Annotated in this window: 14 protein-coding genes; 4 read left to right on the forward strand and 10 right to left on the reverse strand. The window is 49.6% G+C overall.

Annotated elements, in window-relative coordinates:
* The first annotated feature begins 15 nt into the window (after positions 1-15).
* A complete protein-coding gene (locus ACQ76X_RS07700; protein WP_438492743.1) occupies positions 16-774 on the forward strand; it encodes an SDR family oxidoreductase in 759 nt (252 codons plus the stop codon).
* A gap of 258 nt (positions 775-1,032) precedes the next feature.
* On the opposite strand, the gene ACQ76X_RS07705 is transcribed toward ACQ76X_RS07700, so the two are convergent.
* Positions 1,033-1,815, reverse strand: a complete 783-nt coding sequence (locus ACQ76X_RS07705; protein WP_438492744.1) for a SagB/ThcOx family dehydrogenase — start codon at positions 1,813-1,815, stop codon at positions 1,033-1,035.
* A gap of 128 nt (positions 1,816-1,943) precedes the next feature.
* Here ACQ76X_RS07705 and ACQ76X_RS07710 point away from each other — a divergent pair, with 128 nt between their 5' ends.
* Positions 1,944-2,819: a LysR family transcriptional regulator gene (locus ACQ76X_RS07710; RefSeq protein WP_438492746.1), complete on the forward strand. Its 876-nt coding sequence runs from the start codon at positions 1,944-1,946 to the stop codon at positions 2,817-2,819.
* Positions 2,820-2,997: 178 nt separating this feature from the next.
* On the opposite strand, the gene ACQ76X_RS07715 is transcribed toward ACQ76X_RS07710, so the two are convergent.
* The 5 genes from ACQ76X_RS07715 to nirB form a co-directional block, all read right to left on the reverse strand.
* A complete protein-coding gene (locus tag ACQ76X_RS07715) occupies positions 2,998-3,318 on the reverse strand; it encodes an iron-sulfur cluster biosynthesis family protein (RefSeq protein ID WP_038591606.1) in 321 nt (106 codons plus the stop codon).
* 132 nt (positions 3,319-3,450) lie between these two features.
* Positions 3,451-4,218 carry a uroporphyrinogen-III C-methyltransferase gene (gene cobA / locus ACQ76X_RS07720; protein ID WP_438492748.1) on the reverse strand — a complete coding sequence of 256 codons (768 nt, stop codon included), beginning with the start codon at positions 4,216-4,218 and terminating at the stop codon, positions 3,451-3,453.
* Positions 4,215-5,087: a formate/nitrite transporter family protein gene (locus ACQ76X_RS07725; RefSeq protein ID WP_438492750.1), complete on the reverse strand. Its 873-nt coding sequence runs from the start codon at positions 5,085-5,087 to the stop codon at positions 4,215-4,217. The genes cobA and ACQ76X_RS07725 overlap by 4 nt, the downstream gene beginning before the upstream one ends.
* A 29-nt stretch (positions 5,088-5,116) precedes the next feature.
* Positions 5,117-5,428 carry a nitrite reductase small subunit NirD gene (nirD, locus tag ACQ76X_RS07730; RefSeq protein WP_076109413.1) on the reverse strand — a complete coding sequence of 104 codons (312 nt, stop codon included), beginning with the start codon at positions 5,426-5,428 and terminating at the stop codon, positions 5,117-5,119.
* A 19-nt stretch (positions 5,429-5,447) separates the two neighbouring features.
* Entirely contained in the window at positions 5,448-7,877 is a 2,430-nt protein-coding gene (nirB, locus tag ACQ76X_RS07735) for a nitrite reductase large subunit NirB (protein WP_438492752.1), read from the reverse strand.
* Between the two features lie 332 nt (positions 7,878-8,209).
* Here nirB and ACQ76X_RS07740 point away from each other — a divergent pair, with 332 nt between their 5' ends.
* Together ACQ76X_RS07740 and ACQ76X_RS07745 are read left to right on the forward strand one after the other, a co-directional pair.
* Entirely contained in the window at positions 8,210-8,806 is a 597-nt protein-coding gene (locus ACQ76X_RS07740; protein WP_438492754.1) for an ANTAR domain-containing response regulator, read from the forward strand.
* A 12-nt stretch (positions 8,807-8,818) separates the two neighbouring features.
* The gene (locus tag ACQ76X_RS07745) at positions 8,819-9,853 is read left to right on the forward strand and encodes an anthranilate phosphoribosyltransferase (protein WP_438492756.1); all 1,035 of its coding nucleotides are present in this window, start codon (positions 8,819-8,821) and stop codon (positions 9,851-9,853) included.
* Between the two features lie 86 nt (positions 9,854-9,939).
* On the opposite strand, the gene ACQ76X_RS07750 is transcribed toward ACQ76X_RS07745, so the two are convergent.
* The 4 genes from ACQ76X_RS07750 to ACQ76X_RS07765 all read right to left on the reverse strand — a co-directional run bounded on the left by ACQ76X_RS07750 (position 9,940) and on the right by ACQ76X_RS07765 (position 12,205).
* Positions 9,940-10,434 carry a DMT family transporter gene (locus tag ACQ76X_RS07750; RefSeq protein WP_438492757.1) on the reverse strand — a complete coding sequence of 165 codons (495 nt, stop codon included), beginning with the start codon at positions 10,432-10,434 and terminating at the stop codon, positions 9,940-9,942.
* A gap of 51 nt (positions 10,435-10,485) precedes the next feature.
* Positions 10,486-11,184, reverse strand: coding sequence for a Crp/Fnr family transcriptional regulator (locus ACQ76X_RS07755; RefSeq protein WP_438492759.1), 699 nt, complete (start codon positions 11,182-11,184; stop codon positions 10,486-10,488).
* Between the two features lie 20 nt (positions 11,185-11,204).
* Positions 11,205-11,630 carry a DMT family transporter gene (locus tag ACQ76X_RS07760; RefSeq protein ID WP_438492761.1) on the reverse strand — a complete coding sequence of 142 codons (426 nt, stop codon included), beginning with the start codon at positions 11,628-11,630 and terminating at the stop codon, positions 11,205-11,207.
* Positions 11,631-11,803: 173 nt separating this feature from the next.
* A complete protein-coding gene (locus tag ACQ76X_RS07765) occupies positions 11,804-12,205 on the reverse strand; it encodes an NUDIX hydrolase (RefSeq protein ID WP_438492763.1) in 402 nt (133 codons plus the stop codon).
* Positions 12,206-12,224: the final 19 nt, after the last annotated feature.

Consider the following 12,224-nt stretch of genomic DNA (forward strand, 5'->3'; position numbering starts at 1 on the left):
ATTGGAGGAAATCAGATGAGACTTCAGGACAAGGTAGCTGTGGTTACGGGTGCAGCTTCAGGAATGGGTAAGGCAATCGCCATTCTTTATGCAAAAGAAGGTGCCAAGGTAGTAGTCTCAGATATTCATGAAGAAGCTGCCCAAAGAACTGTGGACGAAATCAAGTCAGCCGGAGGCCAGGCTATTGCAGTAAAGGCGAATGTAGCGTCCGAAGGAGATATTCAGAATTTGATAGATACTACAGTGAATACCTATGGCACATTGGATATTCTGGTGAACAATGCCGGAATTATGGATAATTTCGAACCGGCCGGAGATATTGAAGATGACAAATGGGACCGTGTCTTCTCAATCAATACGAACTCCGTGATGCTCTCAACGCGCAAAGCTCTCCCTATCTTTCTTGCCAAACAAAAGGGGGTAATCATCAACGTCGCCTCGGCCGGCGGATTAAACGGTGCCCGGGCCGGCGCTACCTATACCGCTTCCAAACATGCCGTTGTGGGTTTCACCAAGAACACCGGCTTTATGTATGCTCAGCAGGGAATCCGCTGCAATGCCATTGCACCAGGAGCAGTTGAGACTAATATTGGCTCTACGATGACAAACATTAATCAATTTGGCATGGGGCGTACCCAGCCAGGATTGGCCCTGAACCCGCGGGTCGGCAAACCTGAAGAAATTGCTCAAGTAGCGCTGTTCCTTGCTTCCGAAGAATCCAGTTTCGTGAACGGAACCGTCATCGTAGCAGATGGCGGCTGGACGGCTTATTAAACATCACGAATGAACATGCCAAAAACCCACCTATGCTGAGATGCTGAGACAGGTGGGTTTTTGGCATACAGATGATATTTTACTCCATCTCACTCAGTATCTGCTTGAGGATTTCGATCTTCTTGGTATAATTTTCGTACCCATCCGTTTTCACTTTTTCCTGTGCTAATCCATGTGCTTCGTTTGGTTGTTTGGACACCAATGTTACCATATTTTCTGCCATGCTATCATATCCATGATCTCCTTCTCTTACGCTACTTAAGTAGGCCGTCTATCATGCTTCCAGCCTTTTCCCGTTGTTTTGCCGACGGATGCCATCAGAACAGAAAGATGACTGCTCCCGTCGATGCCCAGATATTCGTTCATGTTTTTGTCGAACCAGTGGCCTATGGTGGCTACCCCCAACCCCAACCCGTTCCCGACAGTATGAAGATTCTGTGAGACATGGCCTGCATCCCACCATATGTACCGATATGCCCGTTCGTTGTACTTGTCTTCCGTACGTCCAACCATAGCAGTCCAAACAAAGTTAACGGCCGCCCGGCGGGTCATCTCCTGCTCCTCCGTAAACAGATAGGCAACCTGCGCTACGTCCTCCAGTTTTAACCCTTCCAAGGTCCATCTCTCCACATCCAGGTGATATAGTCCTTTTTCCAATCCTACCACGTTATTCACCAGCAGATAAGTTTCAATCGGATAAAGTGCTCCTGCGGAAGGCGTTGTCCGAAGTTGATACCCGTCCATATTCGCAGTGATTCCCTGTGTTCCCCAGAGCAATAGGTTTAATTCGTTCAATGAAAGTGGCACATTAGTGAAATTACGCTTGGTACGGCGGTTGTTCAGCAGCTCCCACAAGGCTGGAGCTTCCGGTAAGTCAGGATTTCCCAATGGGATATGCACAATAGCGTCTTCATACCGCAAATACGTAGGCGGAGCTTTAGAAAAGTCGTACTTTGCCGCCCAACCTTTTTCCAAATCGCCGACAGCGTAAGATGTTGCCTGGATAAAATCATTACAGATGCTCTTCCACTCAGGATGCATGAAATATTCCTCCCTTTTTACAGTTGATTCACTGCCCACAAGGTAGAGTATACGACGCAGTATACCATTAGTGAAATTATGCTTTATTATATTGTTAATAAGTCTTTACTAATGTCAAAGGAGGAAACATGACACTTACACAACTACAAGTTCTAATTGCAGTATCAGAGCACAAAAATTTTACCAGAGCGGCAGATGCATTGGGGTTTACGCAATCGGCGGTATCGCAAATGATCAACAGTCTGGAAAAGGAATTGGGAATCTTGTTGTTTCACCGCAACCGGCGCGGCATCTCCACGAGCTACATCGGTGAACGGATGATTCAGCATGCCCGAGAAATTTTGCGTATTACATCATGCATGAGAGAGGAATCCTCTGCTTCCTTGGGATTGGAAGCGGGAACACTTCGCATCGGAGTCATTCCCAGTGTATCCGCTAAGGTGCTTCCCGGCTTAATCGGTTCGTTCCGGGAGCTGTTTCCTCAGATTGATATTGTCTTGTTTGAGGGGAGTTACGAAGAGATTCACAGCTGGATCTCCGGCTCCGTAGTAGATGTCGGCTTTACCACCACGCCTGACAAAGAGCTACAGACGTTTCCGTTGCTTCAGGATCAAATGAAAGTGTTTGTTTCTAACGATAGTCCGCTGAAAGATGAACCGTTTCTCACTTTCGACCAACTGAGGGGCAAATGCTTTATTATGGTTAAAGACTATGGCATCCAAAAACTGTTACAAGAGCATGGCAATGTACCGAATGTCACCTTCGAGGTGAGGGATCCGGCCACAATCCTCTCCATGGTGCAGGAAAGGGTCGGAGTCACTATCCTGCCCGAACTGTTCATGCCTGAGGTATTGCCAAAAGTGACGGCAGTCCCGCTTCGACCAGCCATAACTCGCGAGGTCGTACTTGCCGTACGTGACTTTCAGTACGTTTCTCCGGTGGCCGCAGAGTTTATTGTACACAGTCAAAATTATATGAAGAAAGTGGAAACAGCTGGACTCTGAGAGATTGAGCCTGCCTGGTTTAATAAGGAATACACTTTACATAAATTCCAGGAGTACATCGCCGGCAAAGGGACCCAGTTCTTGTCCCGAAGAAAGGATAATAACCGGACCCCTTACAACAGAAAAACCGCGCAGAGCGCGGATTCTTAAAGGACTATGTTCTTGTCTTCTGACAAATTTATTGCCGTGCATCTCTGACTCTGATATTACTTCCGAACAAAGTGGAATCGCTTGTCAGCTTGTAGGATGGATAATGTTCGTCGGCCTCCAGAGTCATCACCTCATCAAATAATGATTCCTGCTGGCGGTCGCAGAGAAAGACGAACGGTTGCTGCTGGAAGACGATATCCGTTGTATTAGGTTCATTTACGATCAACAAGACCAAAACACCGTTGCAGCCGCAATCTTCCGTGTCATAGAATAATTTGAAGGATCCGGGTTTATCATTAAGACTTTCTTCAAGACGACCGGAAGTTAATGGATCCAGTTGAATTTGCATATACTCCACTCTCCTTTAGAGCAGGTTGCCCCTAAATTGATTATGGAATAAGTATAGATTTGAAATTCAACAAGGGCCTGTGACTGCACTCACTTACATATTGACAGTTCCTAAAAATTAAAATTCGTGCAATTATCCAATTTGCGAACGTGCGGCATTCTCCAGAGCCAGCAGTTCTTCCCTCACTTTCACCGCTTCACCGATGATAATAAGTGCCGGATTGCTGATCTTCATAGCTGCGGCCAGCTTGTCGATGTTGCCAAGCGTACCGGTCACCGTCCGCTCACGGGCTGTAGTCCCATTCTCGATCAGCGCTACAGGAGTTGCAGCATCCTTCCCATGCTTCAGCAGCTGTTCGCGGATCGTGCTCAAATGGCTTACCCCCATGTAAATGACAAGGGTGTCCACGCTGTGAGCAAGCGCATCCCAGCGGACAGGAGCAGCATGATCGTGACAGCGGCTGCCGGTTACGATGGCAAATGAAGCGGCCAGACCGCGATGAGTCAAAGGAATTCCAGCGGAAGCCGCTGCACCGATGGCCGAAGTAATGCCGGGAATGACCTCGTAGGGAATTCCCGCAGCAGCAGAGGCAAGCGCTTCTTCCCCGCCCCGTCCGAAGACGAAGGGATCGCCGCCTTTTAAGCGGACGACATGGCTGCCGGCGGAAGCATGTTTAATCATCAGCCTTTCAATGCCTTCCTGTGGCATAGAATGCTGGCCCGGCGCTTTGCCGCAATAGATGCGCAGCGCCTCCTTCCTGCCATAAGCGAGCAATTCTTCATTCACCAGCCGGTCATAGAGAATAACATCCGCAGTCTGAATGCGCCGCAGCGCTTTAACTGTAATCAGCTCCGGGTCCCCCGGTCCTGCTCCAACAATACTTATACTCCCCTGTTTCATAGGCCTTTCTCCAATGCTGCCGTGCTTGAGATAACAGCTTCTCTCCGTCCGGACTGCTGCTCCGCTGTGGAAGAAGCTCCGGACTTAAAGCTTTTTTGCGAAAGATAGAACAGCAGGCCCGTAAACAGCACCCCGCCGAGAAAATTTCCGAGCAGAACGGGGATACCGTTCCAGATCCACCAGTCTCCAAAGCTGACTTTTGCCCCTAGCAGCATTCCTGCAGGAATCACGAACATATTGACCACCGTGTGCTCAAAGCCTTGACCGAAGAACGTTAGGATCGGCAGCCACATCGCCAGTATTTTTCCGGCTGTGGATTTAGAGGTCATTGCCATCACTGCCCCGAGCGTAACCATCCAGTTGCAGAGCATCGCCTTGATAAAGGCGAGCGTCATCCCCTCTGCCCCCATACTCTTATAGGCTGTTGTTTTGCCTTCACTTGTTGTGATCAACGTCTGAATTAGCGGATTTGACATATCGGTCCCCATCTTTGTAATGGTGAGGCCATATAAGGCTGCATATACTGCACAGCCGATTAAGTGCCCGATAATGACCCAGAAGAAATTGTTCAGCATCCGGCCTGTTGACGTCTTTTTCTCCAGCACCGCCAGCGGAATCAAAGCAAAGCTGCCGGTAACGAGCTCCAGTCCAAGCAGAATAATCATTACAAAGCCGACAGGGAATAAAAGTGCTCCGATCATAGGTATCTTAGTTTGGGCTGTTGCTGTAAAAGCTAAGGTAGTCGCACACGCCAGTATCGCTCCGCCGAGGCTGCCGCGTACAATAAGCTGCGTGATGCTCAGCTCCGCTTTGGCCTTGCCGGCTTCGATCATTGAGGACAACACTTCGCTAGGCTTCACATAATCCATAATTATCCCCCCTGTAATTTTTATCTGTACTAGATGGTCAGATAGATATGCCCGCTGCCGGGATCTATCTCGACCTCATAGGTTGTCACATGACCGGAATCGGGTGCCTGCACGGCACCGCTATGAAGGTCGATCCGCCAGTCGTGGAGCGGACAATGAACCTTTGAACCGCAGACCATACCTTCCGATAAGACGCCGCCTTTGTGCGGGCATTTATTCTCAACAGCCAGCACCTCACCACCAGAGAGACGGAACAAGGCTATCTCCTTGTCTCCCACCTTGAACTTGCGCGAGCCTCTGATGTCGATATCCGTCAAATTGCCAACAAGCATTTTGGTCATAGTCATAGCAGTGGCCTCCTTATACCGTCTCGGATTGTGAGAGTTCTTCGAAATTTTTGCGCAGCTCCGGCTCATTAACAATTTGTTTCCACGGGTCGGTGGTGAGACTGAGCGTCTTCTGAATTCTTTCCTGCAGCGCCAGCCGTTCTTCCTTAAGCTCTAAGGCCTGCTTAATGCTGTCCAGACCTACACGTTCGACCCACTGGGCTGTCCGCTCGTTCCAGCCGGCATTCTCCCGGTAATATTGCAGAAATGCACTGGCCCACTCCAGCACTTCATCATCGGTCTTCACTACGCAGAGGAGATCTGTTGCCCGTACATGCACACCCCCGTTGCCCCCGATATGCAGCTCCCAGCCGCCATCAATGGCGACAACGCCGAAATCCTTAATCGTCGCTTCTGCACAGTTTCGCGGACAGCCGGAGACCGCAAGCTTCACCTTGCCCGGCGTATTCAGCCGTTCGAAAGCTTTCTCTAAGCGAATGCCCATACCAAGGGCATCTTGCGTACCGAACCGGCAGTAGGTGGAGCCGACACAGGTTTTGACCGTCCGGAGTGTCTTGCCGTAGGCATGCCCGGAAGCCATATCCAGCTCTTCCCACATCTTCGGCAGATCCTCCTTCTTGACGCCGAGCAAATCAAGTCTTTGCCCGCCGGTGAACTTCACCAGTGGAACCTCGAACTTCGCGGCAACCTCTGCGATCTTGATCAGCTCAGCCGGTGAGGTCACGCCTCCATAAATTCGCGGTACCACCGAGTAAGTGCCATCTTTCTGGATATTGGCATGGTAGCGTTCATTCGTGTACCGGGATTCCTTCTCATCCACATATTCTTCAGGCCAGAGCATCCCCAGATAGTAATTCAATGAAGGACGGCATTTGGCACAGCCCTCTTCATTACTCCAATCCAGTACATTGATGACTTCCTTGACCGTCTTCAGTTCCATCCGCTTGATCTCGGCGACAATTTCGTCGCGTCCAAGCGTAGTGCAGCCGCAGATGCCTTCCTTGACCGTGACCACATGATCACCGGCATAGAGCTGCAGCAATCCCTCTACCAGCGGTTTGCAGCCGCCGCAAGAGGCGGAAGCTTTCGTGCAGGCTTTGATCTGGCCTACGCTGGTGCAGCCCCCGGTTTGAATAGCCTCGGCTATCGCCCCTTTAGAGACACCGTTGCAGCCGCAGATGATCTCGTCATCGGCCATGCCCTCCAGCCGGTTTCCTTTGGGCGAGGCAAGCGCATCGCCGGAAATCCCAAGCAGCAGTTCTTTTTCCTTCCCCTTAATATTCTCGCCTTTCTTAATCATGGAGAATAGCTGTGCCCCGTCATTCGTATCGCCGAACAATACGGCACCGATCAGCTTGTCGTCCTGAATGACCAGCTTTTTGTAGACTCCGTCAATCTCATCCTGATAGCGCAAAGCTCTTGACCCCGGCTGCTCCGTGAACTGCCCTGCGGAGAATACATCGACCCCGGATACTTTCAGCTTGGTCGAGGTAATAGAGCCTGTGTAACCTTCAGTCGGAACACCCGCCAGTCTCTTGGCGAGCACAGCCCCCTGCTCATATAACGGAGCTACGAGTCCATAAGCAATACCCCGGTGCTCTGCACATTCTCCGACTGCATAGATTCCGGGAATATTGGTTTCCAGATAATCATTCACAATGATGCCGCGGTTAATCTTAATAGAGCTCTTGCGTGCCAGCTCAATATTCGGCTTGATGCCGACCGCCATCACGATCAGATCGGTTTCGGCCACTTCACCATCAGTGAACAGCAGCCCTTTAACTCTTTTTTTACCGAGAATTGCCTCTGACTGCTTCTTCAGCAGAAACTTCATCCCCTGTTCTTCCAGCTCTTTGCGGAGCATCACCGAAGCAGCTTCATCCAGTTGGCGTTCCATAATATAATCATGGATGTGTACAACCGAAACCTCCATCCCCAGGTGCAGCAGTCCTCTTGCCGCCTCCAGACCAAGCAGTCCTCCGCCGATGACCAGCGCTTTTTTATACTTTTGCGAAGTTTCCTGCATAATCCGGGTGTCCTTAATATCGCGGAATGCGATGACCCCTTCCTTCTCTGCTCCGGGCAGCGGCAACATGAACGGGTTAGAGCCGGTGGCCAGAATCAGCTCATCATAGCGGGCTTCTATCCCTTTATCCGTATATACTTTACGCTCCACAGTATCTATGGAAGTGACAGTGTGGCCCGTATACAGCGTAATATTGAAACTTCGGTACCATTCAAGGTCATTGATAATAATCTCATCCATGCTGGCTCCGCCTGCGAGGACAGAAGATAACATAATCCGGTTATAGTTCGGATGCGGCTCGGAACCAAAAATCGTAATCTCGTAAGCCTCAGGAGCCAATTTGAGCAAATGTTCGATCGCCCTTACCCCCGCCATCCCGTTTCCGACCAGTATCAGTTTTTTGCGTATTGCTGACATATGTCTCTCTCCTCTCCATGTAGACAACAGAAATAGCCCGCTTCACTCCGGCCGGAAACTTACGATTCCAGGTAACAGATGTGAGAGCAGGCGCCATTGCCGCTTCGACCGAATACATCGTTGTATTCGTAGATTTGATGAATTTGTTAAAATGACTATACTACATGAATTCGTATTACGTCAACAATTATGACATATAAATTTTTATATATTTAATTTGTCGACAACAAGACTCAATGTGTGTTATATAATATAACATTATAACTTATATAAGTACGTTCAAGAGTAGATCTATGACGTCGATCATTACGATGTAAAAGGAGCGTCAAACTATGCATTCCCTGCTCGTCATTCATAATGGTACAACAGCGAACGATACAGAAGCGCTCTCGTCCCGGAGCCCGGACGTCATTCTTCGCTCCTGCGGTTATGTGGTCGAGGTAGCTGATACTCCGGAACAGGCCTTGGCCCTGATCAGCGATGCCGATGCCTCCATTCTTCATCTGCCTATCACCGAAATCAATGAATGGAGCACCCCGCTGATCCAGCACAAAATTGCGCCAATGGTCTGGTGGTGCACTTCCCTGACCGCGACATTATCTGTCTCGGCCTGTGAAGACAATATTAGGGTCGACGGGATATTATCCCCCTTTATGCACCCGCAGGAGATTCACTGGATTCTTCATTTCAGCGCCAAGCAGTGCTTCGAACGCCATCAATGGCTAAAGGAACGGGAACAGCTGCTGTCCCGGATCGAAGAGCGCAAATGGATTGATATGGCTAAAGGCATTCTCTCCAAGGCGAAGAACATCAGTGAATCCGAAGCCTATGACCTTCTTCGCAAGCAGGCGATGAATGAACGCAAGCGTATGGTTGATGTCGCCACGTCGATTGTTAAAGTATATCAGCTGCTGCAGGATCAAACTTAAGGAGAATCCCATATGATCAATATTCTAAAAGAAGTTGCCAGAGGCAAACGGGGTGCCAGGGATTTAAGCTATGATGAAGCTTATTATGCTGCGGAATCCATTCTGGGCCAGACGGCCTCTCCCGTGCAGATTGGCGCCTTTCTAATTGCGGAGCGTATCAAGCTGGAAAGCATCGAGGAGCTGGAAGCCTTCGTAACGGTCTGCCGCAAGGTTGCCCTTCGGGAGCCGGTTCAGCAGGGCCTGGATTGTGCCGGGCCTTATGACGGCAGAACGAATTCTTTTGTCGCCACCTTCCCTACCGCCTTCTTGCTGTCTGCTGCGGGAGTGCCGGTCACACTGCATGGTTCACCTTCCTTGCCGCCCAAGTGGGGGGTTACACTGCAGGACATAATTCAAGCCTCCGGTATTGAGATTGCCAGGCTGTCCCGGACAGACGCGATCGAAGCTGCAGAAGAAAGCGGCGTCCTCTTCGCCAAGGCTGAGCAGTGGTGTCCTCCGCTTGGGGCCATCCGCAGCCTCCGGGAAGACATTGGCATGAGAACGATCCTGAATACAGCAGAGAAATTGATCGACTATTCTTGTTCTCCTTACATCGTATTCGGGATCTATCATAATACTGTATTCGACCGGATTTCCAGGCTGATTGTGAAGCTCGGCTATCAAAAGGGATTGGTTGTTCAAGGGGTGGAAGGCTCTGAGGATCTCTATATCGACCGCCCGAACCGTGTATACTCCATTGCGAACGGCATAGCGCAGCTGGATATCATTGATCCTGATGCCCTGGGACTTGAAACCGTTGTGCCTGAAATGGACTGGACTCCCCAACGGCAGCTGCTGACGGCTGAAGCAGTACTTCAGGGAGGCGGGCATATGGCCTTCTACAATCAGACGCTGTTGAACGGCGCAGCCCGGCTTCATGTGGCTGGAAAGGTCAATTCCATAGAAGAAGGCGTGTATACTTGCAAGCATTTACTGGACAATGGAGACGCCTGGACTGTCTACAGTAAGTGGAAAAACGCACTTCTCGGCAGTAAAGCACTCCACTAGAGCTGTTACAAAAAAAGCGCGCAACCGTAACCATACGGTGCGCGCTTTTTGCTGCAAAAAAGACCTAAGGCTAAGAATAACCGCTATTAATCGGTATGCAATGCTTGCCGCTGCTTGCGAGGTTCAGCAGACTTTTGCGGCTCGCGGCCCCCTCCTAATTTGAAAACCAGAATCCCCCCAACAATCACTACAACACCTATGAACTGATTCAACGTGAACGGAACCTTGGCCAGACCGAGCCAGCCCAGTGAATCCCACAACAGGGCGAAGCCGAGCTGAGACGTCAGTACAATCGAAATCGCATATGTTGCTCCAAGTAGCCTTGTGGCCTGCACCAGACAGATGACAACACCGACACCGATCATTCCGCTGATCCAGTACCATGGCTGCATATGCTGAAGAGTGAACATATTTTTGCCTTCCACGATCAGCCCCATTACCAGTGAAGCAATAAAGCCCATCCCCAGTACCAATGTTGTAGTGGACCAAGAACCAGTATGTTCATTTACTTTGCTGTTGAATATGTTCTGCAGGCTTACAAGCGCCCCGGCAAACATAGCCAGTAGTAGTCCCAGTATCATTATCTATTACTCCTTTTTTTATCTTCTTTATGTTCATAAGTATGGTGTGGTTTACTCGTAAATATTACGGTGCGCCAGTCTGCTAAGCCCTTCCCGGTCCTTCACCAGAATGTAGCCTTTGCTGCGCTCGGTCAGCCCCTGCTGGCAGAACTTCTGGATTACCCTGTTCAAATGCCTGTAGCTGGTGCTAATAAAATTCGCCGTATCCACCAGATTAATTGTGCTTAACTGCCCCGTAAATTGAGGATCGGATTCATCATAGGTAATGGATAAAAGATAACTCGCCAGCCGTACCTCAACGGGGTGCATCAGGTTCAAGCTGAGGAAATTGGATTTTCTGTAGAATTTCTGAGTAATAATCTCCAGCAAAAATTGCAGCAAGGGCGGATGGTTCTGCCCGTATTTTTTCAGCCACCTGTACGGAATGCAAATCATATGAACCGGCGATACGGCTTCAACTGTGTTCAGCAATTCTGTTCCCTGGATGTATTCAACATCCCCGATAAGCTCAAGCGGTGTCTTGAAGCAGATAATCAGCGTCTTGCCCTCGGCCGTCGTCGTATAAATCTTGAGTTTACCTTTAACCAGCACGTACAGCGACTCGGAAGGATCTCCTTTGAAGCAAATCGTTTCCCCCTGCGCAAAGCTGTACAGCGACAGTTGCGCCCTCAGCGGTTCAATGAGAATATGCTCCAGCTGATGTTTCTGCAAATAGGTCTGCAGCAGACCTTGATCTTGAATTTCCTTCATGGCCGGCTTTCCCTCCAAGGCTAGAACTTAAGAATGACTACACCCAAGATCATCATGCCGATTCCGATAAATTGCGGCAGCCGCATCTTCTGCTTCGCAACACCGAACCATCCGTTACTATCTATCAGAAATGTAAGGAGCAGCTGCGCGATCAGTAGTGCAGATATGGTAAAGGTAACACCGATATTCTGAATTGCGGTCACTTCGCTAAAAATAATAAAAGCGGCGAATGCACCTCCTGTTAAATACAAGGGTTTGACCAGCTTGAAGCCTTGTTTCTTCCCGTCTCTAACGAACAGCAGGATGATAAAGGCCATAATAAAGCCCGTTAATTGGGTGATCGTTGCTGCCTGCCACGTGCCTATATCCAGGCTGATGCGGGCGTTGGCTACCCCTTGCAGCGTAATGCAGGCCCCGGCCAAGAATGCAAAAATAATTCCTCTCATTGCTTCTCTCTCCTCTATGTGATCTCTGCTTTAATTAAATGACATCTGGCGTTATCCGTGAAGGACATATGTCCTAAGTGGAGCAAAGAGTTGAATTGGAGGTGACAGGACAGTAAATCGAAAGCCCGTTTCAAGCCATGGGATTGGCTGAAACGGGCCTGGAAAAGCAAATATTAGGAGAGTAGCTTCATTTCATGTAATTGGTCAAAAATGATCTGGCTGACAGCGGAAACATGTTCCCTGTCTTTATAGCTAAGCCATGCCAGTTCTGCAATTTCCGCTGCCGGAGCAAGCTGCCCTATGTAATCTGCGGTGAGACAGGTCATCTGGACAAGCACACCTTCCTCTTTGCCATGGGCTGCTGCTTCATAAGTGCCAAAAGGCCGGATGCTGTCCGGCACAATCCGGACCGTTAATTCCTCTTCGATCTCCCGGATTAACGTCTCATTGTCGGTTTCACCCGGTTCCCGTTTCCCGCCGGGAAAATAATAGGTATCCTTTCCGTGGGAACGGGCAGCCAATACTTTACCTTCCACGATGTGAATCCAAGCGATCTTATCTATCGTTACTGTCATGTAAATCCCCCTCAAATCT

The sequence above is a fragment of the Paenibacillus sp. IHBB 3054 genome (assembly GCF_051594305.1).
In the GTDB taxonomy this organism is placed as follows: Bacteria; Bacillota; Bacilli; order Paenibacillales; family Paenibacillaceae; genus Paenibacillus_AQ.